Below are 26,214 nucleotides of genomic sequence, written 5' to 3' on the forward strand. Positions count from 1 at the left end.
TTCATGCGCTGGGGTTTGGTGTCGAAATCTGGGGATGGGCCGGTAAAGACATTGATGCGCTGGCCGCCACCGGCGCGCGCTTCACCTCCATGACAGGCTATCTCAGCGGTAATCTGACCGATGACGACGATATCCGGCAGCTGCTGCAAAGCGCTGAAGCCTCGCTGGCGATCGCAGAGCGGCTACGGTGTCCGGCTTTAAATCTTCACGGAACCGGTCTGGATGACAAAGGATTACCGGTAAAACCGGTCGAGGTGGTGACTGGTGCGATGTGGCTTAAGGCTGTGGAAACCTTACGTCAGCTGGCGCGAATGGGCGAACGCGCCGGACGAATATTTACGCTGGAAAACCTCAATCTGCCCGTTGACCATCCGGGAACGCCGTTTGCGTTGGCGGCCGATACGCTGGCGCTGGTCAGCGCCGTTAACAGCCCCGCGCTGAAAATGAATCTCGACCTGTATCACGCACAGATCGGCGAAGGCAACCTGATTGAGCTGATCCGTAAAAGCCAGAAACATATCGGTGAGATTCAGGTAGCTGACGTACCGGGCCGTAAAGAGCCCGGCACCGGTGAGATCAATTACAAGGCGGTGGCGCGAGCGCTTCGGGAGATTGACTATCACGGCACGGTCGCGCTGGAAGGCTGGGCATCGGATGATTCGGCAGCGGCGCTGGAGGCCTTCCGCGAGGTCTTTACGCAGTAGTTTTCGCGGTAACTGGCGCTCTGTGAGCGCCTTTTACTCAAAAATTGCGATATGCTCACCTCCTGCCCGTGCAGAGGCTTTAACGGCGCCGCAAGCTGCGTAATCCCAGCCAGGCCACGGCAGCAACGCCCAGAATGGTCAATCCGGGGTTGTTGACGTTCAGATTAAGCGCACGCTGCTCCGCTTTTTCATCAAAACGGCCGTGACTGCGGTGCAGTCCTTCGACGGACTGATGCAGGTTATCCGGCCGGCCAGCGACCTCCGGCTCCTCGGTAATCTGGCCGCTCCAGCCCTGTTTTGCCATCATACGATCCAGCAGGCCCGGGAACAGCATATTGCCCACGATGGACTGGAATGTGGAACGCCCGACCCACACTTCCCGCGGCGCATGGCGCGCGGCTTTAAGAATGGCTCTGGCGGCGACCTCCGGCTGGAAAATGGGCGGCATAGGCTGAACGGTGTTGCCCATTTTGTTACGCGACCAGTCAAACTGAGGGGTATTAACGCCCGGCAGATGCACCATAGTCAGCCGAATCGAACTGTTGTTATGCAGCAGCTCGCTGCGCAGCGAATCCGTAAAGCCCCTGATTGCCGCTTTGGCCGCGCAGTAAGCGGACTGTAGCGGAACCGAACGATAAGCGAGCGCTGAGCCTACCTGTACGATAATCCCCTCGTCACGTTCCCCCATCAGCGTTAGCGCAGTACGGGTGCCGTGAACGCAGCCCAGATAGGTCACATCGGTGACGCGCTGGAATTCTTCGTCAGTAATTTGCGTAACGGGCGCCAGCACGGTCAGCATGGCTGCGTTAACCCAGACGTTGATCGGACCAAGTTCGGCTTCGATTTTACGACCGGCCGCCAACAGCGCGCCGCCGTCTGCCACATCTACTGCCGCGCCCGATGCCTGTACACCAAACAGTTTTAACTCTTCAATAGTCTCTTTTACGCTTTGTTCACTACGGCCAATCACCGCTACCGCATAGCCTGCTTCAGCAAAGGCCTGTGCGCTGGCGCGTCCTACGCCAGAAGTCCCACCTGTAATTACCGCTACTTTTTCCTGCAACATATCTGGCCCTCATAAACCGCTGCGTCACAGCCGTCTGATAAATAAAAAATGATAAACGCACGAATTTTCGTTAACAGAGTATGGCAGGCTGCTGAAAAATAGCTGGTTGATTGCAGAACAGGGATCAATAAATGGAAGGAACGCCTGCTGTCCTGCCGCATTGTGCGCACGAAGATGACTGTAGTCAGCGAGCTCCCGAGAGCAGTCCATCTCGAGCGATATAAAGCATTAATATCATTTCGTAGGTGACCAACCGCCGCTCTCAGAATGAAGAAAACGCCCTTCCTGGTTTCTGCCGGGCAGTTTCCGCTTAACCACTGGAGCGAGTAAAAAGGCGTAAACGTTTGACCACTGCGGAAAGTAATAAACCACTATGGGGAGTAATAACCACTATAGTGAGTAAAACGGCGGTAAAAATGTACCCACTCTGGTGAGCGCGACCTTTAATAGCGAGGCGTACAGCGGGTCTGGCCAGAGTCATATTTTGGTAAAGCCAGGCAGGAAGGTATTTGAGCCAGCTTTTTGGTCAAATCTGGTTCAACAACCACTATAGTGAGATCCGTCTCTCATTATAGTGGTTGCTCATCTGACATAGCGGTAACTTACAGGAGCAAGCTGACACTCACCACAGCGGTTACTGACGCTTTTGCTCGCTACAGTGGTTAGGGCTTTTTACCGCTGCGGATCTTTTCTAACAGTTCCAGCTCTTCTCGCGAAAGCATAACCATTTCGCCCTGCGGCACGGTTTCCTCAATCTCGTCCTCAGGCAAATCGGGCAGGCCGAGCGGGATTTCTGCCGGTCTGAGCTTTGGCCGCCGGTAGTGGATGACGAAATAGACGATTTTGCCTCGCTTAATCTCCGTGTAGTCCAGGTAGCCGATCTCCCTCAGCTGCTCCATCGCTTTACGGACGGTCGCGTTTTGCGTGATGGTACGCGAAGTAAGGTTCAGGCGAGCGCGCAGGCGGGCCATGGATATGGGCGCTGGTGAAGGCGGCAGGCTTTCGATAAAAGTATAAAGGGCCTGTGCAGACTCTTTACGGGACAGCTCGTTGATGGCTCTGAGCTGAAGAAGCACCTTTTTATCGAACTGATAGAGCTCAAAAATCTTGGGATCGGCCTGGAGAGTAACACTGTCGGTTTTAGTGCTGTATTTGGCTGACTGCACCAGATGCGTGACGTAATACTCCCCTTCTTTGTTGCTGAACTGAATAGTATTGGTCGCAATGCGGGTCAGGGAAGCATCCAGACGGCTTCTCAGCTTCGCTGAGGAGCGTACAGAAGGGATACCGCACAGTTTAGCGAAATCAACGAACGGCAGCGTTACGCTGTCTCCCAGCACCTTATATTTGGCAAAGGCATGGATAATGCCGACCCAGGTTTTGAAATCGTTATCCATATCAAGCCGGGCGCCGGTTATCCTGATATTTTCATACCCTTCAGATTTAACGATCGACAGCTGTTTCAGCTCGTCAGTGACATCCATGGTCGACATCTGGTTTTTTCTGCCCCGCGCCGTCGATTTAAGCGTGGGTACAAACAGCCCAAGCCGCATCAGCGCCACCGGCTGAACGGTATTGTTACTGTTAGGAGTCAGGTTGATAACCTCTCCCGTCTTCTTGTCCGTTTCACAAAAAGCTGCATCTATCTGACTGATTTCTTGTTCTTTTTTCGGCATTTTACAAACCCGTGATATGAACAAGCGATATTCGCCGTTACTGGTTACAGTGGATACTAACACTCACCGTAGTGGTCAGGCTACTTGCTATAGTGGATTTGTTACTCTCTACAGTAGTTGTTTTACTTACCACAGTGGTTAACGATCCCTTCTCAGGCCAGTTACGGCAGGCCTTGCGAAGCGCGGGGATCTTTATGGGTCTTTCTGGTTCTTTTTGTGATCTGTTATTGGATCGAACCAGTGGATAAAAAAATCCTATTTTCAGGAACCTGTGGATAGCTATGAGTTAAAGCTGTATCCGGATAATACAAAGGTTCAGCAAACCCGCTACAGGCAATGCTACAGCGGCAACTGCTTAATCATCAGTTATCTACAGGCAAATTGGCATGATACTCACTACAGTGGTTTTTAACTACTGTCCAGCGTGGATGTTTTACTCGTTATAGCGGTTATTTAGCTTATTACAGTGGTTATTTTGCTCACCACAGTGGATAGTAACCCCCTTCCAGGACAGGCCAGATAAGGGCTGAGCGACTCCGGGGATCTCTTAGGGATCTTAGAAGGATCTATTCAGGATCGATTGATTGGATCTGGCCTGTGAATAATAAGGAAAAACTGGCTATCACTATTGGTACACTACGCCTCTTACCACCTTTTGATGTTCGATATCAAAACTAAGACCGCAGCATGGTCTGACTGATTTGAAAAAATAGATAAGTGCTTTCAACTGGCAGCGACTTTTCGCATATGCAAGGGGATCACAGCGGATAAAATGTACTAATAAACATTGGCTTTAGTTGCACATTAAGGCACCGCTAAAAAAGCAATATATGCATTGAGAGAACCCATGCCACAATAATCAGCTACGCTGACAATACTTCCCATGCCAGGATTTTAACCTTGCGCCCGGGAAACCAGACTCTCGTTTTTAATGCGTTATGCCCTGACTGACCGCCTCTGGCTAACCGCTTGTGACTAAAAGCTTATATTGCGGTTTGCTGAATAAACGGGAATTCAAAAAACAGGGTCTGATATACGCTCAACATGGGGAAGGCTTATGATTGTTGTGGATTCACTGGAAGCAGGCGAAGGCAACTGGATCAACGAGCCCGATAACTATTCACTGGAAAATGGAAAACTACAGTTAACTACCGCGCTCAACACGGATTTCTGGCGTCAAACCTATTACGGTTTTCAGCGGCATACCGGACATGCGTATGGATTTTACGTGGAGAACGACTTTACCCTTCAGGTAAAAATCATGGCGAATTTCTGCCATCTGTATGACCAGGCAGGTATTTTTTTGCAGGATGACGAACATCATTGGGTTAAAGCTGGGATTGAATTTAATGACGATCTGTCATCTATAGGGTGCGTGGTTACGCGTAAAACCTCTGACTGGTCAACCGGTCTTTTTCCCGGCGATCCGCAAACTTTCTGGATGCGCACTACGCTGGAAAACGAGGCCTTAAGGATCCAGTATTCGACAGATGGTAAAAAATGGCCGCTGCTGAGGCTATGTCACTGGCCAGATATAAAAAATCGTTTTATCGGCGTGATGGGCTGCACCCCGGAGAGAGAAGGACTTGAAATAACATTTGACGAGTTCAGGCTCGGGTCTCCTTTGAGTAAATCGCTTCACGATTTGACATGAATTCGTATCAGGATCCCGGCAAAAAAGCCATAACTTTGTTCAGGCTATAAGAGGCGAACAGAAAAAACTTACGCTAAGGCTGCAAGCATTTGCATTTAATGCAGGGTATCAAGTATTTCTTGGCTTAATGTTTGCCATTCTTTCTACCCTGGTCCGTTTGTGCTTCTGCAGGAAAGGTATCCCACAAATGATTTGAGTTCATTCTGCCGATCCTCCGGATGCAGACGGCAAGACTTACTCTCCGGCGCATCCGGAAGCTATTTCACCAGTCCAAACCCCAGCGGTTTCCTGAATTGCGGTAACTAACAGAACTTTCTACGCACGTTCATCGGATCTCTCTTAATGATATCGAGCTCCCAGAGGTCGTCGTTCAGCAGTTTGCAGGACAGGTTAACCCTGATGGAAAAGACATCATAACGAGGCGCATGCTCAACCACTCACTGTTGTGATGGACAACATTGAGCTTGCACCGGAAAGCGTGCCCACTATCGCTAACAACGTAACGCATGGAAAGGCGAAATGCCTTTTTCATCCTCATCACACATTCGCACCATTGTTTGCCCTACCCTGGATTCAATGATGCCGGTTTACGCCGGATAGCAAATCTTTCTATAGCGCTTCCAGGCCACCTGATTTCAGGTTGAGCGTCAATTAAAATGATTACGTACAATTTTTTTTTGCCTGGCTATTTTTTGTTGTACGTTGGCCGGGTGTATGTACAATTGTTTTTGCTGAGATGCCCGTTCAGGCAAGGGATTATAACCGAGGAATAATGATGAAACGCGATTACGGTGGTGTTGGTACGATAGCTTTGAGAGCAAGTTCTTTACTGCAGGCGATGAGCCGGGATATTGAGGAGCAGCGGAAAGAGTTTAACCTGACAGAGTACCATCAGACTTATACTCGCAATGCAGTGGCAAAGCTACCTAAACTGAGCCGCCGTATCGTCGAACAATCCATGAAAGAAATGGAAGAACAGGGTTATGATTTCAACAAAAAGCAGGTCGGTAACGTTGAACAATATGCATTAACAATTCAAAACGTTATAGATATCTATGCGCATCGCAAAATTCCTAAATACCGGGATATACATCAGGAACCTTATGTGATTTTTGTGGTAAACCTGAAAGGTGGGGTATCGAAGACCGTCAGCACCGTAACGTTGGCACATGCACTACGTGTACATCAGGATTTGTTGCGTCATGATTTGCGGATTCTGGTAATAGATCTCGACCCTCAGGCATCAAGCACCATGTTCCTGGATCATACCCACAGTATCGGGTCGGTTCTTGAGACTGCTGCGCAGGCTATGTTGAACGATCTTGATGCGGAAACATTACGCGAAACCGTCATCCGCCCGACGATCATCCCTGGCGTGGATGTGATACCGGCATCCATTGATGATGGTTTTGTGGCCAGCCAGTGGGAGTCACTGGTTGCAGAACATCTGCCCGGCTCAAAGCCTTCTGAAGTCCTCAGGAAAAAAATCATTGACCGTGTTGCTGACGACTACGATTTTATTTTTATCGATACCGGCCCTCACCTCGATCCGTTTTTGCTTAATGGCTTGGCGGCCAGTGATTTACTGTTGACGCCCACTCCACCGGCACAGGTCGATTTCCATTCGACGCTTAAATATCTGACCCGCTTACCTGAAATGCTGGAGCGCCTGGAAGAAGAAGGCGTCGAACCGCGTTTAAGCGCAAATATCGGGTTTATGTCCAAGATGACCAATAAGCGCGATCATGAAACGTCACACAGTCTGGCGCGGGAAGTTTATGCAAGCAGCATTCTGGATTCATCCTTGCCGCGCCTGGATGGATTTGAGCGCTGCGGTGAATCATTCGATACGATAATAAGTGCAAATCCGGTGTCTTATCCCGGTAGCGCAGAAGCACTAAAAAAGGCCCGTACAGAAGCCGAACGTTTCACAAAGGCGGTTTTTGACCGAATTGAGTTCATCAGGGGAGCCGCAGAATGAAAAAGGTATTAGCACGCGGGCGTGTACTGGGAAACAGCAGTTCTGAGTTTGCCAAAATGCTCGAAGGGGAAGGTAATTTCAGGACCTTTACGCTTAAATCAGGTAAAACCGCAAAATTTGTCAGTACCGTTGTGTTTAGCGGAGATATCGAGGCTAAAACATTTGTTGACTCAGCTGTTAACGGGCGTGATCAAACCATGCTTACGCCTGAATCAGTTAGTGATATCTCGCGTACCATTAAGCTGCAACAATTTTTTCCGGCTATCGGTCGCGAAGTCGGTGGGCGTATCGAAATATTGGACGGTACACGCCGGCGTGCCGCATGTATTTTTAGCCAGACAAAATTTGACGTACTGGTCACCAAAGACGAGCTCAGCATTGCAGACGCGCGCCAACTGGCTATTGATATCCAGACAGCACGGGAACACAGTTTACGCGAGCTGGGCAAACGTTTTGAGATGATGTACGACAAAGGTATGTCCAAGGACGAAATAGCACGAGCGGAAAATATCTCTCCAGCTAAAGTTACGCGCGCGTTCCAGGCTGCTGCGGTTCCTGATGAGATGGTCGCCGTATTTCCCGTGATCAATGATATCTCCCTGGCTGACTACCAGTTGCTTCTCAAGGTGGCTGAAGATGCTAAAAATAAAGGAATGCCTGTTGCTGAACTGATGAAAAAGGTCAGGCAGCAGATTGCAGAGACTGAGGGGGCAAGTACGGATAAAGCGAAAATTATTGCGATAATTCGTGCTGAAAGTAAGAGTTTAAAACAGGCAGTGGGTAAGCAGGTTGAAACAATAAAACTGCGCGAATTTGCCGATCGTCGTCAATATGCCAGAAAGAAAACTGACCTGAAAAAACGTCTGGTAGTCTACGAGTTCTCCCGAATTTCACCTGCTTTACAGGCGGAGATTGATGAGGCAATAAAGCAAATAATGCAAAAAATGCCTGGCGGTGAATAGAAAGTTTATCAAGTGCCGGGCGATCCCGGCATCGTCTGCCAGTCAAATTGTCCCGCCAAAAATTCGCATGTAACTGACTGAATTTTAATTTTTTTCTCGGATCCTTTCATACTGAAAGTCCCGAGGTTTTTTTCTGAGCCTACAGATAACTTCATCAGCGAAGAGGTTGAGCGGCGTGTATTTGGAAAGCATAACTGTCTTAAATAGTATCATTTATGCCGCGCCAGAATGCATCGCTCATTATGCAGCCACTCATAAAATTTTCCCGCAGAATTTATGTACTTAACTTTATGATAAATAAATTATTTTTTGATTTCTTTCATATTGAAAGTCCCACTATGATCTTCTGTTTTGGTTTGTAGATTTCGTATTAATCCTTGCCTGTAGTGCACTAGGTGCGGTTTCGACGCTGCGCCCTCTGCTTGCTGCGGGCAGATTTGTCGGCATCGCATAGGTCGGAACACAGACAACTTTAATCCGGCAGGATGTCTTTATGCACATCACACTTTTTCATGCATTGGCGCTTGTCACAAATATATCTGCGCTGGAGAAGCGGGCATTATGTGACTTAAGGGTGCAGATATATGTGCCTTCAATGTGGAACGAGCAAGCATCTGAGCTACACACTATGGGCATAAGAGGATACGTATTTATCTGGCAGCCAGGATAGTTGTAAGTTTCCAAAGCCACGACTGGCACAGAAACCGGGATCTAATTAAGCTCTGTCAGACGGGATATGTACTCTATACGCGTCACAACGATCCGGATTTCAAACCAAAACCGATGCGCATACGTGCGCGTTCTGAAAACCGCCAGGTGCTGGATGTCCTGTCCCACACACTGGTTGCAAACTGCGATTACAATCCCGACAGCGATTATCCGTCTGAAATCATGGCGCCATTGAAGCATATCGATGTGGCAAGGGGTATGCTTCAGGTTTATGAAAACGGACGTAAAGCCTGTAACAGCCCGCCTGAAGCTTTATCAGTACATGAACAGCTGCGCTACGTTATCGTGCTGCACGAGAAGGATAATGATAGCGGCCCGAACAAGCCATTGCGTCTTTGGTTGTCTGAAAAATTTTTGCGTTATGCGGCATCTCTGGAGAAGAGAGCCGTGCCTGACCTGGCCAGTTCCGCAACTAGGCTATCAGTACAGACCTGGCGAGGTAGGAGCAGGACAAAGTCATCAGGCAGGCGAGCCGGAAAAACGCAGCCGCCAGAACGGGGAACGTCTGGATGAACTGCTGAATGAAACGGCAGGGCAGGTTGGTTCCCTTGCGGTAGCCAAAGCGGGCAGAAAGAACGGCCATTACCATACTGGGTCGCCTGATCATCGAAAATAATGGTTCAGCAGGTCATCGCGCTGGAATCGGTGCTGAAAACCGAACAGCCGAGGCGCCTGAATACCGATCCGGAACCCTATACTGTCCTCCAGCCTTAACATTGCCCTTTATTAACTTACTGCAGTCGGGCGCGGTTTTGCGCTGGCACCGTAACATAAATTCAGCTTTGTCAGGTTTCACTAAACTAACCCCTTTTCTTATGCCTTTTACCGCATGAGTAGGTCATGTTGAAACCGAAAAATGGCGAAGGGGCATCTGAAAAGCACTTAACTTCGATACATGAGATTAGCGTCAAAAAGTAGGGCCGGTTAGCTATTAATTTCGAATATTAATACTTAACACAGCATGCCCTTCAAAAAGGGAGTATCTTTCGTGCGTCAGAGACAGCACTAAAAAGGTCGCTCTCTCCACTTAGTTACCGGCATAAAATCTCGCTCTATTAAAAAACTTTCGCAGTAGCTATGAAAATTAAGGTAGTAAACTGTATACGGATGGCATCGTCTATAACAGAATTAGTTACAGCATCCATAAAGTCTTTTGGTAACCTCTACGTACATCCCGATACCCGGATCCGCTTCTCCCCACTGAGAAGCCGTACCGCTCCGGGCCATAGGCTTGGGACAGACTTGGCTTTAAATAGGATGCTGTAACTAAAATCAGTACTGCTTTAAGATGGATAGAGGCCTTGCCATGATCACCCCGATGGCGCACAAGGGGTTCTTCACCGGTACTGGCAGCTCTGACTTTGCAGCGAGGAGGGTTGGTGAAATATGTCAAACCGTAGCCGCCTTTGCCGGGCTACGGTACTACTCACCGACAAAACGGCATTTAAAATCTCCTGACGCTTTCAGGCGACATCAATGGATTGGTATCGAAAGGCTTGTTATACCCGAGCGCTCCTCAGAAGCCTATACCAGACCTTATAAGTACCGCATCCGGGAGGACTGACAACGCCGCTGCCGGTCACGACAATGCGCTTTTGAATTTCAGGCGCCACAGGTTAAACCTCCTCACTAAATTCGATATAGTAAAGGGCGTGATCCCTTCTTCAGAGATCACGCCTGATTAAGCGCTATGGTCGCTTCAAGGCTTCTTCGTCAGCAGAGGTCGGTTTATCAGGACGAATGTTGAACCAGATTGCGTACATAGCGGGCAGGAACACCAGCGTGATGATGGTGCCGCCCAACGTACCGCCAATCAGCGTATAGGCCAGCGTTCCCCAGAACACGGAATGCGTCAGCGGAATAAATGCCAGAATGGCAGCCATTGCCGTCAGTAACACCGGGCGGGCGCGCTGTACCGTTGCCTCCACCACCGCATCAAAAGGTGCCAGCCCTTCCTGCTCATTATGGTGGATCTGTCCTGTCAGGATCAGGGTGTTACGCATCAGGATGCCCGACAGGGCAATCAGTCCAACCAGTGCATTAATGCCAAACGGCTGGTTAAAGAGCAGCAGCGTGGGCACTACGCCGACCAGTCCCAGCGGCGCGGTAAGAAAGACCATCACCATCGCTGACATCGACCGCACCTGCAAAATGATGATTAGCAGCGTCATGGCGATCATAATCGGGAACAGCGGCGCCATCGCTTTCGTCGCTTTACCGGATTCTTCAATCGATCCCGCCTGCTCAATGCGGTATCCGGCCGGAAGCTTATCGATGACCGGCCGCAACGCTTTCATCATTGCCGTAGAAACATCCGGCGGCTGCAGGTTGTCGGCGATATCTCCCCTTACGGTAATGGTCGGAGTACGATCGCGACGGCGCAGAACAGGATCTTCCATTCGTACCTCAACCTCGCCTGCCTGAGAGAGCGGAATGCGCTGGCCGGAAGCCCCCACTAAGGTAAAGCCCGCTATTTTTGCCGGATCGAGCCGGATATCACCTGCAGCCCGTCCCATCACCTGCACCGAACGGATATCCTCCCGCACAGAGGTGATCGGAACCCCTGAAAGCAGAAACTGAAGCTGCTGCGCAACCGCGTTTGTTGTCAGCCCTACCGCCTGAAGGCGGTCCTGATTAAGCGTGAAATGCAGCGTCGGTACCCGTGGCCCCCAGTCGGTGTTGACGGTTCTCATCATCGGGCTGGCCTGCATCACCTTCTCTACCTTATCTGCAATTTCACGCAGGGTGGCGGGATCCGGCCCCATAACCCGGTAGGCCACCGGATAAGGTGAATACGGACCGAACACCAGTTGCGTCACGCGTACGCGCGCCTCAGGCGCCAGACCGCCGGCTGCCGCTTCGCGCAGGCGGAACTTAAGCGCCTCACGTGCATCCTGGCTGTCCGTCAGCACGACAATTTTCGCAAACGACGGATCGGGAAGCTCGGGCGCCATGGCCAGATAAAACCGCGGCGGCCCCTGCCCGATGTAGGAGGTGACGATTTTTGTCTCTTTCTGCTTTCTCAGCCAGGCTTCAATTTTCGCCGTGGTGGCGCTGGTCTCCTCAACAGAGGTGCCATAAGGCATCTGAACCTCAATCAGCACCTCCGGGCGATCGGAAGTGGGGAAAAACTGTTTTTTCACCAGCCCCATCCCGAGAACAGCAACGGCAAAGAGGGCAATAACGGTGCCGGCCACCAGCCATTTTTGCGCGATAACGCGGGTCAGCACCCGTCGAAAGCGGTTGTAATGACGGGTGTTGTAGAGGGCCGTATGCCCTCCCTCTACCGTTTTGATTTGCGGCAGCATCTTCACGCCCAGATAAGGCGTAAACACCACCGCCACAACCCAGGAAGCAATAAGGGCGATACCTACAATCCAGAACATATTGCTGGTGTATTCACCTGCTGTGGACTGTGCAAAACCGTTAGGCATAAAACCAACGGCGGTAACCAGCGTGCCGGCGAGCATCGGGGCGGCTGTGTGGCTCCAGGCATAGGCCGAGGCTTTGATCCGGTCATAGCCCTCTTCCATTTTCACCACCATCATTTCAATGGCGATGATGGCATCATCAACCAGCAACCCGAGCGCAAGGATCAGCGACCCCAGGGTGATACGGTCAAAGTTTTTGCCGGAAGCCTCCATCACCATGAAGACAATAGCCAGCGTTAACGGCACGGCGGCCGCGACCACAATGCCCACGCGCCATCCCATACTGACGAAGCACACCACCATGACCACCAGCAGCGCGACAAAAAATTTGATCATGAACTCATCAACAGCGGAGCTGATGTTGACTGACTGATCGGTGACCTTGGTCAAGGTCATGCCGAGCGGCATACCCTCATTGATTTTGGCCGTTTCAGCATCCAGCGCGCTCCCCAAATCCAGGCCGTTCCAGCCGTCCCGCATGATGATGCCCAGCAGCAATGCCGGTTCACCCTGATTACGGATCAGGAAAGTCGCCGGATCTTCATAGCCACGCTCAACGGTTGCGACGTCAGAAAGTTTCAGGGTTCTGCCCTGCGCAACGATGGGTGTTTCCCGAATTTTTTCCAGTTTATCGAAAGCGCCATCAAGGCGGATAAAGACCTGCGGTCCCTGGGTATCAATTGAACCGGCGGGTGTCAGTACGTTCTGGCTGTTGAGGGCGGAGAAAATATCCTGAGGAGAAATGCCCAGCGTGGCCAGCCGGTCGTGGGAGAACGAGACAAAGATACGTTCCGCCTGCTCCCCGATAATATTGACTTTCTTGACCCCTGGGACATGCAGAAGGCGCTGGCGCAACGATTCCGCATCGCGGACCAGCAGTCGCTGTGGTTCCCCTTTTGCTTTCAGCGCAAAGAGCGCAAAGGTCACATCGGAAAATTCATCATTAACCATCGGCCCGATAACACCAGCCGGCAGGTTTTTGTTTTCATCACCCAGCTTTTTACGCGCCTGATAGAATTCTTCCTGCACTTGTGAAGGCGGCGTACTGTCCTGCAGTGACAGCAGGGTAAAAGCCAGTCCGGGACGCGTGTAGGTTTCACTCCGGTCATACCACCTGAGCTCCTGCATGCGTTTTTCAAGCGGTTCGGCCACCTGATCCTGCATTTCCTGTGCGGTAGCGCCCGGCCAGGCAGAGATAATCGTCATCTGCTTGACGGTAAAAGGGGGATCTTCAGCCCGTCCCAGTTCGAAAAATGAAAGAACGCCCGCGACCGTAATCAGGATGATCAGGAACAGGGTGATTGAGCGCTCACGAACCGCAAGCGCTGAAAGATTGAATCTTCCCTCGCTCATAGCTGGCTCCCGGCGACACGGGTGTCGCTTTGTTCCATGCGGACGGCCTCACCGTCATGCAGCAAATGCGCACCCAAAGCAACCACCTGCTCGCCTGGCCTGAGGCTACCCGTTATCCTTGCCGCATCGTCACCCAAACCCAGCACCTGAACGGACCGCCATGACACTTTGGCGGGTTTACCTGAAATACTCCAGACACCCGGCCCTTTTCCTGGATCATAGATTGCCGCTAAAGGTACCTGCATCACCTGCCGGGCTGCTTTATCTTCTGCAATATGGAGCGTAACGGTAGAACCCAGTGGTGCGCCTGCCAGCGTCCCTTCCAGCACATATCTCGCCTCAAAGGTGCGCGTCACGGGATCGGCCGCATCGGAGAGCTGGCGCAGCTTCGCAGGAGACGACTGTTTTCCACCACCGTATAACGTTGCATTAGCCTCGCTTCCGGGAGCCGGGCGTAACGTCTCGGGTAGCTGCACAACCGCTTCGCGCTGGCCTGCTCTGGCCAGCCTGACCACAGGCTGCCCTGCACTGACGACCTGGCCCGGCTCGGCCAGCGTATCCATGACCACGCCATCGGCGTCGGCCAGCAGCACGGCATAACCCGTTGCGTTTTGTGCCACTCTGGCCTGTGCCTGAGCCGCACTGAGCTCAGCTTTTGCCGTATCCGCTGCGGCTTTTATCTGGTCGTAGGCCGATGCCGATACGGCGCCTGTAGCGACCAGGCCACGATAACGCGCCTCATCATCAGCCGCCTGTCTGGCACGAGCCTGTGCAGCCGCGACGGTCTGAAGCTGAGCCTGTGCCTGCAGACGCAGGTCAACAGGATCCAGACGCATCAAGGGCTGGCCACGCTTAACGGTCTGGCCGGTATCAACCAGGCGTTCAAGGATCTTTCCCTGAACTCTGAAACCAAGGTCGCTTTGAACGCGTGCGACAACAACGCCGGTAAATGCGCGGGAGGTATCGACAGCACTCACTACGGTTGCGGCTCTGACCAAAGGGGGCTGAGTACGTGGATCGCTGGCGTCGGAAGGCTCGCCGCAGGCCACAAGGGCAAGCGGCAACAGGCATACGGCAAAGGTGGCAGGTTTAAGCCTGTGCATGGATTCCCTTTTTGATTTAACAGGACGGTGACGGCATTCTCAGGCTAGTGACCATTAATGTCAATAGTCACAAAATCAGGGGGCAGGCTTCTCAGTATCAGTGATGGCGGGAGCGCAGCAGCAGCCGGCGTCTTTTAGGGCTGAACCGGACAGATATAAGGCCGCACAACCGGATATATTGCATGTGCAGCCTCGTCCGGCAGCGTTATTCGTTAAAAATCTCCCGCCTGCCGCCCGTTAGCCATGATGTGCTCATTCAGTGGCCGCAGACGTGCTCAGTGTTTGCAATGCGGGCGCCTGACAGAAGATATTACCCACCGATTGCTACTCAACGGATTAAGGATTACGTGGAATATGCAGACTATAAGGATCCTGTCGGCCTGGGTGAGCTGGCGAAAAAATTTTATTGTTCTGGCATTTCAAACCGGAGGGACTGGCAATTCTTGCGCAGATGCAGGCTCTGATACCCTGGCATAACGCCTCTGATCCCCTTAATCAGAAAACCGCTACTTATCCCGAAAGCCAGGCAGAGAATAAACTTCTTTGCAGGACTGGCGGGATCACAATTAAGACGTTTAATGACGATATAAAACCCTTCACGGATTTTCTCGTCGGGGCTTCTCAGCCATCGGCTAAAAGAGATGAAACGGTTCAGGCCCTGGCCGGCAGCCATGGGTTCTGGAAGCATGATTTCAGCATTGCAGAAGACAGCAAAACGCATGAGCCCTTTTAATTATTACCCGGGATCCGGGGCTTTATCTTCCGGTTAAAATTTATGCAATGAACAAAAAGAGGTGGCAGAGGTAATTCTTTACGCCTTTAATATCAAAACCAGGTGCGAAAAAGGCATTAAAAATAAAACTACTTGTGACGATACAGGATTTTAAACAGGCCTCGAACGTACCAGCAGGACGGAAATACCATCAGCGATTTGTAGAATTCATGGTTATTTTCCGTTCCTGCTGTTCAGTCAGGCCGGGGTTAAATTACGCCAGCGTATCTTACGGCTGGCCTGTTTTTTTCTGGTATTGTGCCATTAAATATTTCTGCTATTTCGGAAAGATAGCAAATGAGCATCATGTTCGCTTTCCGTGATGGTTCCCGTTACGCTGCTGGAGACAGTTGCACCAGTAGTCAGGCCCAACAAGGCCATACCGGGATTATCTCATTACGCTACTCTGGCAGGCTTTTTTCAGGATTGCCCATCACCATTGCGACGACCAGCCGTACCGCATCTTATAGCGAATAGCGTTTCCGCCTGTGGCAGTGAATTAAGCAGTAATGCCTGTAAACCCTACAGCAATGTACTTTACGGCTACATTTATGCACCGCGTAGCGACAGGCAATAAGGAAAAACCTGAATCGAAACGAACTATAAGTAAGGCTGATTCTACGGTTCATCATTTCATGTTATGTTGCATTGCCTGCAAAAACAGAATTCGTAAGAATCAAAATGGATCTCTATGGATAAAACAATTTATCTTGTCGACGACGATGAATCCGTCATTAGCTCGCTGCAAAATCTTCTCAGGTCGGAAGGCTATCTGATCTCGGCCTTTACCCGCCCGTCAGATTTCCTTGAGCAGAGAGATTATCCTACGCCTTGTTGTCTGATAGTGGATTTGAATATGCCCGGATTTGACGGTTTTGATGTTTCCGTACACCTTACCGCTCGCGGCCATGTTATCCCCACCATTTTCCTGACCGGCTACGGCACTATTCCGCTCACGGTCAGGGCAATGAAGGCCGGCGCGTTTGAATTCCTGACCAAGCCCGTTATGCCGGACGATTTACTGCGGGTGGTTGCTGACGCGCTTGCGCTGTCTGAAAAAAGCGCGGTTATCTCCCAGGAAAAGCTGGAAATTACCGGTCGATACGCTTCGCTTACTCCCCGTGAAAAAGAGCTGATGCAGTTTGTTCTTCTGGGGCTGCTGAATAAACAGATTGCCGCGGAAATGGGCATCAGTGAAATAACGGCAAAAGTGCATAAGCGCAGGGTAATGGAGAAAATGAAAGTCCGGTCGGTCTCAGAACTTGTCAGAACGGCGGAAAAGCTGGGGCTGCTGCAGGAGATGTAGTCATCCCGGCCCTCTTAAGACGCTCCCGCACGGGGCGGGAGAATATTGAGGCTTACACAACCCCCTCAACCGGCAGGGTAAACCAGAACAGACACCCGCCATCCAGGCGGTTTTCCGCCCGTAGTTCTCCTCCGTGGCGTTTAATTATCTCTTTGCTGATAGTCAGCCCCATTCCCATTCCTTCCGCTTTCGTGGTGTAAAAAGAATCGAAAATCTTTCCTGTTACTTCTTCAGACAGGCCGATTCCGTTATCGGCAACCTCAATACGGATAAGATCGCTGGCGGGATGGGAAGAGGCGATCCGTAAAGTACGCGCGCCGGCATTATTGGCCATCGCTTCAATAGCGTTGATAACCAGGTTAAGCAATACCTGCTGAATTTGTACGCTCTCGCAAAAAACCTCGTCATTTCTGGCAGTCAGATCCAGCTCCAGGGAGACGAAACGGCGTTCAAGCTCGAGCCGGGAGAGAACAATAATGTCTCGCGTAAGGCGATGCATTTTTGCTGGCGCAAACTTTGCAACCTGATTACGTGTGAGCGCCTGAAGACCGTGAATAATATCACCGGCCCTGCGGCCTTCACGGATGATTTCATCAAGGCTTTTGCTGGCGTTTTCCAGATTAGCGGGGTCGCGTTTAAGCCACCGCTGGCTGGCACCGGCGTTGGCCACGATAGACATCAGCGGCTGGTTGATTTCATGTGCGATAGAAGAGGTTAGTTGCCCAACGGTGGTTGCGCGTGCGACGCGCGCCAGTTCCGCCTGAGCGATCCTGACCGCATCCTCTGACTGGCGCTGTGCGGTAATATCCGTAAGCGTGCCGAAATACTCCGCTACTTCCGGCCAGTTTTCATTCGGCTCGCCGATCCCTTTAATGTAACGGCACTCCCCATCATCGCGGACAATCCGAAACTCTGCCTGCATGGTAACGCCTTCACGCACGCTGGTTTCGATCAGCTCTCTGAGGCAGGCAATATCATCCGGATGTACGCGCCGCTGGAACTCGGCCATGGAGGTCGCGACCTGCTCCGCAGGCAGCCCCATGATGCGTTTATATTCATCAGAGATGTACTGGATATCGGGCTCCAGATGCCAGTGCCAGGTGCCGGTATGGCTGATTTTTTCCCCGAGCATCAGCGAGGTCTGGCTGGCGCGAAGCTGCTTTTCAATTTTGCGGCGCTGAATGTTTTCATCGACCAGTTCAGCGTACAGACGGGCCGTTTCCAGCGATACCGCAGCCTGTGCCCCGAGCATGGCAACGATCCTTGAGTGATCGGCGGTGAACACGTCGGGCATTAACCGATTTTCCAGATAAAGCACGCCTACCATCTGCGCCTGTCTGAACATCGGTACGCACATGACCGCCGCGCCGGACGCCACCAGATAGTTATCCTGGCTGAACGGGCTGAACACTTCTGGCTTACCGGTACGGATTTCCTGGCCGGTACGGATCACGGCAGAAAGCACCGAAAGCGGAAGGTCGGTTGCTACGGGCAGCTCCCGCACGATTTTAACCTTAACCCCTTCCGTGGTCGTGGAGGCTCTTGCCTGAATCTCGGGCACATTGCCGTCAATCAGGCGGATCAGCATGCAATGCTGCGCCCCGGCACGCTCCACCAGCATCATCATCAGGATATGGATAAGCCGATCCAGATTGATTTCTTCTGTGAGGGCCCGCATTACGGTCACCATGCTCTGCAAATCGCTTGTGACCGCACTCTGCTCAAAAGATACGGTGCTCAGCGCAGTCCGGGACGTGTGGCTGGCGAGGGCCGGATACTGCGCTTCCAGCTGGCGAACTTTGGCGCCTGCTCCCCAATGCTCCCAGGCCGCCATGGCGCCTTTAATATAGGCATCACCGGCAAACGCCATCTCCCGGGCATACGCCATACGCGCGGCCAGTTCGCAGGCAAGGCCGTTGATATGATGAAATTGCCCCTCATGGGACAGCGTGATAGCTCGTTCAAACTGCTCCGATGCCCGCGCCGTTTCACCTTCAAGGCGAAGCAGCTCCGCGCGCAGCAGCGCCTCCTTGTCTGAAAACGTTTTCGCGTTTTCATTTGACCATGTCACGATCCTGTCGAGGTGCTTCCCTAACTGTAGCCGTAACGCGTCGGTCACAGAGCCGGAGCTGAGCGGTATCGTGACCGAAAGCGCGCTGTAAAGATGAAAATCGAGCATATGCACATGCCCCGGGATCAGCGCGGTAAACGGCTCGGCCTCTTTAAACCACCGTTGTGCGTCGGCGTATTCGTTCGCAAAAAAATGCGCCATCGCTTTATAAAGACGCAACCAGAACTGCATCAGATACATGGGTTCAACGGCATTTTCAGGTTTAACCACCGCCAGCACCGGCGTGACGAAATGATTACCGGTGAAGAGGCCGTCCCTGGGCTTACGCAGAAAAAGAACGTAGTCCAGCTGCATCCCGAGGATCACTTCAACGTCTTTATACTGCGCCTTTCTGACAAACAGCAGTCCGCGCGTAATTGACGTATGCACCCCGTCAAGATGGTCGCCGCGGGCAAGATAGTTCATGATGAGATGGCGCAACGCCAGGCAGGCAGATGTGCGATCGCCCGTTTCCACCCCAACGTCGAAAGCGGCTTTTGCCCGTTCAATGGCATAGGTCAGCGGCATCGTCCAGACGCTGACCTGATCCAGCGGCAGCAGCGTACGGGCTTTAAAACTGACGAAGTCATGCTTATAGACCAGCTCCCGCGCCAGAAGCGTGCTGGCAAAGCCACGACTGTATTCATCATAGCGATCGCCACACACCACTCCGTACCAGGAGAGGGCCAGCGTCGAAGCTCCGCTCAGGCCGTGCGCCATCGACAAATGCAGCAGCCTGCACAGGATTATAAAATGCAGCCGCGGATTAATGAAGGCGGCAAAGGTGCTGGCGCTGGCCAGCAGATCCATCACGGCTTCCGTGTTTTTGCAGGTAACCAGCGGCAGAGAACGGAAACGGGTATAGGGATTTTTCCCTACGTCCTCCTTCAGGACGATCCTTGCTTCATCACACTCTTCCTGAGCCGGGTTGCGGTTCAGCTGGATGCCAAACACCGCAAGCCAGGCGAGCGCCGTTTCCAGCGCAAGCTTGCTGTCCGACTGGCGCATATGAATTTCGGCAATCAGGCAGGCGGCCTCCGCTTTGTCCGCGACTTCACCAGGCGAAGCGTGGATCGCCGCGCTTAATTTCAGCGCGGCTGGCAGATTACCGTTCAGGAACTCACACTCCGCTTCTTCAAGCAAAAATTCGCCGCTTTCTGCCTTACCCGCGCCCTGGTTAAGCAAACGAGCGGTTTGCAGGTAGCGCAGCGCTGAAATATAGTCGCCCATGGTTTTGGCGCGCCTGCCGGCTTTAAGCAGCAGCTGACAGAACCGCGCTGCATCTGGCGTAAGAAGAGAAAGCGTTTTGACAGCAAGCAGATGATGCGCCGCCCGGAAAAGCAAAGCGTTGGTAACATCAAGGCTGGATTCGTGAATGTAATAAAGCGCAGCAGCGCAATGGAAGCTGTCTTTATCTTCATCGTTCAGAAGATTAAGCGCCGCCTCGTGCATGGTGTCATGCATAAAGGCATATCCCGCCTCATTCAGCGTTATCAGCCGGGCCGTGACGGCCGGCAGAAGCGTTCGTTCTATTTCCGAAACGGGAACAGTGATAATCCTGCTCAACACGTCCAGCCCGCCAGCGCTGCCCAGCGACGCCAGCCTGCCCAGAAGATGCCGGGTCGGCAGCGGCAACGAGGTCAGATGCCGCAATACGCTGGCTGCAACGTTCGCCGTATAGTGGCAGTTTCTGAGGGCCTGCGGATCGCAGCTCCATTTTAATGGCGCATGATGGGTAATCAGCCCGTCCCGAACGGCCTGACGAAAAAATTCTCGGGTAGCGAGCGGATTACCGGCCGTTTTTTCGTGGATCACCCGGGCCAGTTCGCTTGTTGCCGAGCTGCGGGTATGAAAAAGTCCCGCAAGCCAGTCGGCGATGTTTTTTTCGGAAAGCGGTTCCGGCGTGATATCGGTAATGCGGACCGCACAGGCCCGTATACGATTCAGGTTGCCGGCGATGGTAGGACAGGGCAGCGAGACGCTGTCACGATAGGTAATCACCAGCAGCAGGGGAATATCTTCGCTTAAGCTCAGCAGATTCTGTAACAGGAGCAGCGTAGCCCGATCGGCCCAGTGCACATCGTCGATAAGCATGACCAGCGGCCGCCCGGAAGCCGTAAACGCCTTGACCAGGCTGCAGGCTACAAGATTGAAGCGATCTTTTGCATCAAGGGGATGCGAGTGCATCTGAACGGCGGCTTTCTGGTTGAGAAGGATGCCCAGCTCGGGAACCAGGTTAACAGCCAGGCCGGCATATTCTCCCAGCAGGCGCGTAATGTGGGTTTTCCAGCGCGTCATTTCCTGGGTGGGAAGGCCCAGCACATGGAGAGTCAGCGTCCTGAATGCGGCAGTAAAAACGGCATAAGGCAGGACAGGCGAATGCTGGTCTGCCTTCACGACGGTAAGCAGCGCTTTCTTATGGCGTAGTAATTTCAGCGCAGATCCGATTAGCGACGATTTCCCTGCGCCGGGCACCCCGCTTATCGCCACCAGACTGTGCTTGCCGCTGCTGCTGACCTCATCAAAAGCCGCCAGAATATCGGTTGCCTGCGGATGATCTGTACACAGGCTATCGGGTGAATAGTCCGCCGGCTGTGAATCTTGTAGCCCGAGCGTAAAAGATGCAATCATGCCGCCCGGCATCAGCGTGGCCGCACACCGGCCGAGATCGGCGAGGACGCCCTCAGCCGTCTGATAACGGTATTCCGGCGATTTGGCCAGCAGCCTGAGAATAATTGATGACAGAATAAGCGGGACGTCAGGACGAATAAGGTGGGGCGGTAACGCTTCCGAGGCAATATGGTGATGCACCCATTCGGCGTGCCTGCCTTCAGCGCTGCCGTAGGGCAGCCTGCCGGTCAGCAACTCATAAAGCACGATCCCCAGACTGTACAGGTCGCTTACCCGACTGACGGGATGGGCAGAGCGGGAAGTGTGTTCCGGGGACATGTACGCCAGCGTTCCACCTGCCACCGGCAGACGAGGATGCTGAAGTAGATCGTTGTCGATGAATGACAGCCCAAACCCGCCAAGATAAACGGTTCCGTTATCGTTATAAAAAAAGTTTGCCGGCTTGATGTCGCCGTGCACCAGCCCCTGCTGATGCATGCTGCCCAGCGTATGGCAGAGCATTGCGGCGCTGCCAAGAAAGTCGGGAATGCCGCCGGGCGGCATACACAGCATATCCGCCAGGGTACGATAATTAAACGTCCTGTAGATCAACGCATAGCGGCCCTTAAAAAGGGTATGCCGCTGGGGCTTCAAAGCCCAGCTTTCCGCCAGGCTGGCGCGAAGGGCATACTCGTTTTTAAGCAGCTGTGTGACGTGGAAAACCGCCTCTTCACTGGCTGCCGTGGCCAGCACAAAGGTTTCGCCGGTGGTGGCGTGTCGGCACAAAAGCCAGTCGATATTGCCCTCCTGCGCCAGCTGGCTAAAAGCAATATCCTCTGACAGCATCACTTCATCGCTTTCTGCGGCATTCAACTCCTGCGGATCCATACTCATTGAGGGGCAGCCTTTGAGGAGAACTCCTGACGGATGTGTTCAAACAACGTATCAATTTCGATGGGCTTTGGCAAAAACGCGATGGCGCCCAGATGAACCGCATACCGCAGCATGTTTTCATCGCCGCTGCCGGAAATGATAATACCCGGCGGCTTTTCCAGCCGCCGGGTAAGATTGATAAAAAGCTCAAAACCATCCATGCCCTGCAGTTGCACATCGATAATAAAAAGCGCGGCAGTCGCCATCGCTGCTTCATCGCCAAGAAGAGATTCTGCCGACTCGAAGGCATCGGTAAGATAACCTTCAGACTGAAGCAGGTTGGTCAGGCCATTGCGGACAGAACGTTCATCATCGACGACGACGATGCGCTGCGGCAGCTGCATGCTATGTTCCTTTATAAAGCTAAGGCCTTGGTGAGGCGCTTCCCTGGAAGGTTTAGTCGCCCGAAGACGGTGGGTTGTCGCCAATTTTATGGTGATACTCATGGCGAAACCAGCGCAGGTTAACGGGCTGACGGCTAAGCAGACGTTTTATCAACGGGATAATATGTTCGCCGATCTGCATGCCTGCCAGGCCTGCCAGCGCAACGAACGGCGGCGCCGGAGAGCTCACGTCCAGAACGGCGTAAATAACGCCTGCCAGAACGCCGACCGCCAGCGAAACAGAATAGGTCTTTAACATATCAGCCTGCCTGTTTTGCGATAAGGGATGGCGATACCGGGCTTTTCTCGGTGACGGCCTGGATGTGTAAGCCAGAGGGTGCCCGGGCTATTGGTACATTGTTCAGCAGCTTTCCGCCCAGCGTGCTGCCGATGACCATGCCCAACAACCCGACAAGCGCCACGGCAGGCGGAGCAGGAGAGCGGACTTTGAGCAGCGAATAAACCAGCCCAATCAGCGCGCCCGCGCCCAGAGAAATGATTAAAGGACTCACAGATCCTCCTTTCCAGGATAGCCGGCCAGCCCGGTAAGGGGCCAGCCGGATCGATTAACGTACCGGTGCGTGTACTGGCGCCAGGGTACGGTGCTCGCTCTTCTGACGAGAAGGCGCTTTGTGCACCATGGTGTAGGCGTAGTCGACGCCGATGCCGTAAGCGCCTGAATGCTCTTTGGCAATGTCCATAACGGCGTTGTAAGTGTCTTTGTGCGCCCAGTCACGCTGCCACTCCAGCATCACCTGCTGCCAGGTCACCGGGATCACGCCAGCCTGGATCATGCGCTGCATCGCATAGTCGTGCGCTTCTTTAGTGGTGCCGCCGGAGGCATCAGCCACCATATAAATTTCGTAATCGCCTTCCAGCATGGCGCACAGCGCAAAAGTGTTGTTACAGACTTCGGTCCACAGGCCGGAAACCACAATCTTCTGCTTGCCGTTGGCCGCCAGCGCATCACGAACTTTCTGGTCATCCCATGAGTTCATTGAGGTGCGCTCAAGAATGTCCTGGCCCGGCAGCGCGTCCAGCAGTTCCGGGAAGGTATGGCCGGAGAAGCTTTCGGTCTCAACGGTGGTCAGTACGGTCGGAATGTTGAAAACTTTGGCCGCTTTAGCCAGCGCAACGACGTTGTTTTTCAGCACCTGACGATCGATCGACTGGACGCCAAAGGCCATCTGGGGCTGCTGGTCGATAAAGATAATCTGGCAGTTCTGCGGCGTCAGTACTTCAAGTTTACGGTTAGTCATGTTTTGGCCCATTGAGGTGAGTGTTCCGAAGGAAATACGGCGGTTAATCAACGGCCCTGAAAACGTTATCAAATGCCGTCGTTACGCCGGGTAACTGTCTGCTCGCAGTGTAAGAACCTTTTTATTTTCAAACTATTATCTATAGGTATAACTATACGAACGTATACTTATCCCTTTGTATAACTAGACGCTCTCCTGGCCTCCTGAACATAATCCAGCCATCCCACCAGCCTGCTTTACGGCAGGAAAATTCTCTGTCCGCAGTGGTTACCGCCGCTTCGGCACTCTCATTCAGGAGCTTTTATGGTTACCCTTGGTAAAGCCGACGTCATTCTCACTAACGGCCGATTTCACACCGTCGATCGCGAAAATCCTGTTGCCGATGCCGTGGCCATCCGCGACGGTAAGTTTCTGGAAGCAGGCAGCCTGGCGGAAGTCATGCAGCATCACTGCGAAGGCACCAAAGTCATCGACCTGAAGGGCCACGTTGCCGTGCCGGGCCTGAACGACTCGCATCTGCACCTGATCCGCGGCGGCCTGAACTACAACCTTGAGCTGCGTTGGGAAGGCGTGCCTTCCGTTTTTGACGCGCTTCGTATGCTTAAAGAGCAGGCGCTGCGCACGCCGTCGCCTCAGTGGGTACGCGTAATAGGCGGCTGGACCGAGTTCCAGTTTGCCGAGCGCCGCATGCCAACGCTGGATGAAATTAACGAAGCGGCGCCCGATACGCCGGTATTCGTTCTGCACCTGTATGACCGCGCGCTGCTCAACCGCGCCGCGCTAAAAGTCGTGGGCTATACCAAAGAGACACCGAACCCGCCGGGCGGTGAGATCCAACGCGACAGCAACGGTAACCCGACAGGGATGCTGATCGCCCGCCCTAACGCCATGATCCTTTACGCCACGCTGGCAAAAGGGCCAAAGCTGCCTTTAGAGCAGCAGGTAAACTCAACCCGCCAGTTTATGCGTGAGCTGAACCGGCTTGGCCTCACCAGCGCTATCGATGCGGGCGGCGGTTTCCAGAACTATCCGGAAGATTATGCAGTGATCGCCGAGCTGCATGAGAAGCAGCAGATGACCATTCGCATCGCCTATAACCTTTTCACTCAGCGTCCGGGACACGAGCTGGAGGATTTTGAAAAGTGGACGGACATGCTTACGCCGGGCCAGGGCAGCGACTATTTCCGCCACAACGGCGCGGGTGAAATGCTGGTTTTCTCTGCGGCCGACTTCGAAGACTTCCTGGAGCCGCGTCCGGATCTGGCGCCGGGCATGGAGGATGAGCTGGAGCGCGTGGTTCGTCATCTGGTGGAGCACCGCTGGCCGTTCCGCCTGCATGCCACCTATGACGAGTCGATCGGCCGCATGCTGGACGTCTTCGAGAAGGTCAACCGCGACATTCCGTTTAATGGCCTGCACTGGTTCTTCGACCATGCCGAAACCGTCACCCAACGCAATATTGACCGTATTAAGGAGCTGGGCGGCGGTATCGCGGTACAGCATCGCATGGCGTTCCAGGGAGAATACTTTGCCGAACGTTACGGCATCGAGGCTACCCGGCATACGCCGCCGGTGGCGCGCATGCTGGAAACCGGCGTGCCGGTCGGTCTTGGCACCGACGCCACGCGCGTCGCCAGCTATAACCCCTGGACCGCGCTCTACTGGCTGGTCTCTGGCCGCACCGTGGGCGGGATGCAGATGTATGACGTCAATGCCCGGCTGGATCGCGACACCGCGTTAATGTTGTGGACACAGGGCAGCGCCTGGTTTTCTAACGAACAGAATAAAAAAGGCCAGATCAAAGCCGGCCAGCTGGCCGACCTGGTGGTACTGAGCAAGGATTACTTCAGCGTGCCGGATGAAGAGATCAAGGGCATTGAGTCGGTACTGACCGTAGTCGATGGCAAAATCGTTTACGCTGCCGGCGCTTTCAGCAGCGAAGCGCCGCCGTCGATACCGGTATTGCCCGAATGGTCGCCGGTGGTAAAGGTGCCGGGCCACTATCGCAGCGCGCCGCCAGCCACGACAGCGCGTGTGGGAATGCAGCAGATGCCTCATCAGTGCAGCGGCCCGTGCGGCGTGCACAGCCACTCGCACGGTATCGCCCGTGGCGCTAACCTGCCGGTATCCGAGGAAAACGCCTTCTGGGGGGCGCTCGGCTGCAGCTGCTTTGCGTTCTGAT

At 53.1% G+C, this 26,214-nt stretch carries 17 protein-coding genes and 1 pseudogene; 8 read left to right on the top strand and 10 right to left on the bottom strand.

Annotated elements, in window-relative coordinates; genetic code table 11:
- A partial coding sequence (locus ACMGEE_RS20620; protein ID WP_436830565.1) for a TIM barrel protein occupies window positions 1-704 on the top strand: 704 nt, incomplete at its 5' end.
- A gap of 79 nt (window positions 705-783) precedes the next feature.
- Here the strand turns inward: ACMGEE_RS20620 and ACMGEE_RS20625 are convergent.
- On the bottom strand, window positions 784-1,770 hold the full coding sequence (locus ACMGEE_RS20625) for an SDR family oxidoreductase (RefSeq protein WP_253461358.1): 987 nt from the start codon (window positions 1,768-1,770) through the stop codon (window positions 784-786).
- 662 nt (window positions 1,771-2,432) lie between these two features.
- On the bottom strand, window positions 2,433-3,446 hold the full coding sequence (locus ACMGEE_RS20630; protein WP_301253031.1) for a RepB family plasmid replication initiator protein: 1,014 nt from the start codon (window positions 3,444-3,446) through the stop codon (window positions 2,433-2,435).
- 1,057 nt (window positions 3,447-4,503) lie between these two features.
- Here ACMGEE_RS20630 and ACMGEE_RS20635 point away from each other — a divergent pair.
- The 4 genes from ACMGEE_RS20635 to ACMGEE_RS20650 all read left to right on the top strand — a co-directional run bounded on the left by ACMGEE_RS20635 (window position 4,504) and on the right by ACMGEE_RS20650 (window position 9,285).
- Window positions 4,504-5,100 carry a DUF1349 domain-containing protein gene (locus ACMGEE_RS20635; protein WP_436830566.1) on the top strand — a complete coding sequence of 199 codons (597 nt, stop codon included), beginning with the start codon at window positions 4,504-4,506 and terminating at the stop codon, window positions 5,098-5,100.
- A 775-nt stretch (window positions 5,101-5,875) separates the two neighbouring features.
- Window positions 5,876-7,081, top strand: coding sequence for an AAA family ATPase (locus ACMGEE_RS20640; protein WP_253461364.1), 1,206 nt, complete (start codon window positions 5,876-5,878; stop codon window positions 7,079-7,081).
- Window positions 7,078-8,043 carry a ParB family protein gene (locus tag ACMGEE_RS20645; RefSeq protein ID WP_436830567.1) on the top strand — a complete coding sequence of 322 codons (966 nt, stop codon included), beginning with the start codon at window positions 7,078-7,080 and terminating at the stop codon, window positions 8,041-8,043. The genes ACMGEE_RS20640 and ACMGEE_RS20645 overlap by 4 nt, the downstream gene beginning before the upstream one ends.
- Window positions 8,044-8,859: 816 nt before the next feature.
- Entirely contained in the window at window positions 8,860-9,285 is a 426-nt protein-coding gene (locus tag ACMGEE_RS20650; protein ID WP_370735134.1) for a hypothetical protein, read from the top strand.
- 975 nt (window positions 9,286-10,260) lie between these two features.
- Here the strand turns inward: ACMGEE_RS20650 and ACMGEE_RS20655 are convergent.
- The 3 genes and pseudogenes from ACMGEE_RS20655 to ACMGEE_RS20665 all read right to left on the bottom strand — a co-directional run.
- A pseudogene (locus tag ACMGEE_RS20655) lies at window positions 10,261-10,373 on the bottom strand (hypothetical protein); the annotation flags it as partial.
- Between the two features lie 87 nt (window positions 10,374-10,460).
- Complete coding sequence (locus ACMGEE_RS20660; protein WP_436830568.1) at window positions 10,461-13,556, bottom strand: efflux RND transporter permease subunit; 3,096 nt, start codon at window positions 13,554-13,556, stop codon at window positions 10,461-10,463.
- The gene (locus tag ACMGEE_RS20665; RefSeq protein WP_436830569.1) at window positions 13,553-14,659 is read right to left on the bottom strand and encodes an efflux RND transporter periplasmic adaptor subunit; all 1,107 of its coding nucleotides are present in this window, start codon (window positions 14,657-14,659) and stop codon (window positions 13,553-13,555) included. Before ACMGEE_RS20665 ends, ACMGEE_RS20660 begins: the two co-directional genes overlap by 4 nt.
- Window positions 14,660-15,065: 406 nt before the next feature.
- Between ACMGEE_RS20665 and ACMGEE_RS20670 the strand changes: the two genes are divergently transcribed.
- Together ACMGEE_RS20670 and ACMGEE_RS20675 are read left to right on the top strand one after the other, a co-directional pair.
- A complete protein-coding gene (locus ACMGEE_RS20670) occupies window positions 15,066-15,392 on the top strand; it encodes a hypothetical protein (RefSeq protein WP_436830570.1) in 327 nt (108 codons plus the stop codon).
- Between the two features lie 730 nt (window positions 15,393-16,122).
- Entirely contained in the window at window positions 16,123-16,737 is a 615-nt protein-coding gene (locus ACMGEE_RS20675; RefSeq protein WP_253461377.1) for a response regulator transcription factor, read from the top strand.
- 52 nt (window positions 16,738-16,789) lie between these two features.
- Here the strand turns inward: ACMGEE_RS20675 and ACMGEE_RS20680 are convergent, their stop codons facing one another.
- Genes ACMGEE_RS20680 through ACMGEE_RS20700 form a run of 5 tightly spaced genes read right to left on the bottom strand, consistent with a single transcriptional unit; the run spans window position 16,790 to window position 24,032 of the window.
- Complete coding sequence (locus ACMGEE_RS20680) at window positions 16,790-22,351, bottom strand: ATP-binding sensor histidine kinase (RefSeq protein ID WP_436830571.1); 5,562 nt, start codon at window positions 22,349-22,351, stop codon at window positions 16,790-16,792.
- A complete protein-coding gene (locus ACMGEE_RS20685) occupies window positions 22,348-22,734 on the bottom strand; it encodes a response regulator (protein WP_253461381.1) in 387 nt (128 codons plus the stop codon). Before ACMGEE_RS20685 ends, ACMGEE_RS20680 begins: the two co-directional genes overlap by 4 nt.
- 52 nt (window positions 22,735-22,786) lie before the next feature.
- A complete protein-coding gene (locus ACMGEE_RS20690) occupies window positions 22,787-23,032 on the bottom strand; it encodes a DUF1427 family protein (protein WP_253461383.1) in 246 nt (81 codons plus the stop codon).
- Between the two features lies 1 nt (window position 23,033).
- The gene (locus ACMGEE_RS20695) at window positions 23,034-23,285 is read right to left on the bottom strand and encodes a DUF1427 family protein (protein ID WP_253461385.1); all 252 of its coding nucleotides are present in this window, start codon (window positions 23,283-23,285) and stop codon (window positions 23,034-23,036) included.
- A 54-nt stretch (window positions 23,286-23,339) separates the two neighbouring features.
- Complete coding sequence (locus ACMGEE_RS20700; RefSeq protein WP_253461387.1) at window positions 23,340-24,032, bottom strand: hydrolase; 693 nt, start codon at window positions 24,030-24,032, stop codon at window positions 23,340-23,342.
- A 303-nt stretch (window positions 24,033-24,335) separates the two neighbouring features.
- On the opposite strand from ACMGEE_RS20700, the gene ACMGEE_RS20705 reads away from it, so the two are divergent.
- On the top strand, window positions 24,336-26,213 hold the full coding sequence (locus ACMGEE_RS20705) for an amidohydrolase (protein ID WP_253461389.1): 1,878 nt from the start codon (window positions 24,336-24,338) through the stop codon (window positions 26,211-26,213).
- Window position 26,214: the final 1 nt, after the last annotated feature.

This window comes from Erwinia artemisiae, from assembly GCF_051400835.1.
GTDB classification, from domain to species: Bacteria; Pseudomonadota; Gammaproteobacteria; order Enterobacterales; family Enterobacteriaceae; genus Erwinia; species Erwinia aeris.

Coding starts and splice junctions, on each gene's coding strand:
- ACMGEE_RS20625 (WP_253461358.1), bottom strand. CDS start 1,770: ATGTTGCAGGAAAAAGTAGCGGTAATTACAGGTGGGACTTCTGGCGTA.
- ACMGEE_RS20630 (WP_301253031.1), bottom strand. CDS start 3,446: ATGCCGAAAAAAGAACAAGAAATCAGTCAGATAGATGCAGCTTTTTGT.
- ACMGEE_RS20635 (WP_436830566.1), top strand. CDS start 4,504: ATGATTGTTGTGGATTCACTGGAAGCAGGCGAAGGCAACTGGATCAAC.
- ACMGEE_RS20640 (WP_253461364.1), top strand. CDS start 5,876: ATGAAACGCGATTACGGTGGTGTTGGTACGATAGCTTTGAGAGCAAGT.
- ACMGEE_RS20645 (WP_436830567.1), top strand. CDS start 7,078: ATGAAAAAGGTATTAGCACGCGGGCGTGTACTGGGAAACAGCAGTTCT.
- ACMGEE_RS20660 (WP_436830568.1), bottom strand. CDS start 13,556: ATGAGCGAGGGAAGATTCAATCTTTCAGCGCTTGCGGTTCGTGAGCGC.
- ACMGEE_RS20665 (WP_436830569.1), bottom strand. CDS start 14,659: ATGCACAGGCTTAAACCTGCCACCTTTGCCGTATGCCTGTTGCCGCTT.
- ACMGEE_RS20675 (WP_253461377.1), top strand. CDS start 16,123: ATGGATAAAACAATTTATCTTGTCGACGACGATGAATCCGTCATTAGC.
- ACMGEE_RS20680 (WP_436830571.1), bottom strand. CDS start 22,351: ATGAGTATGGATCCGCAGGAGTTGAATGCCGCAGAAAGCGATGAAGTG.
- ACMGEE_RS20685 (WP_253461381.1), bottom strand. CDS start 22,734: ATGCAGCTGCCGCAGCGCATCGTCGTCGTCGATGATGAACGTTCTGTC.
- ACMGEE_RS20690 (WP_253461383.1), bottom strand. CDS start 23,032: ATGTTAAAGACCTATTCTGTTTCGCTGGCGGTCGGCGTTCTGGCAGGC.
- ACMGEE_RS20700 (WP_253461387.1), bottom strand. CDS start 24,032: ATGACTAACCGTAAACTTGAAGTACTGACGCCGCAGAACTGCCAGATT.
- ACMGEE_RS20705 (WP_253461389.1), top strand. CDS start 24,336: ATGGTTACCCTTGGTAAAGCCGACGTCATTCTCACTAACGGCCGATTT.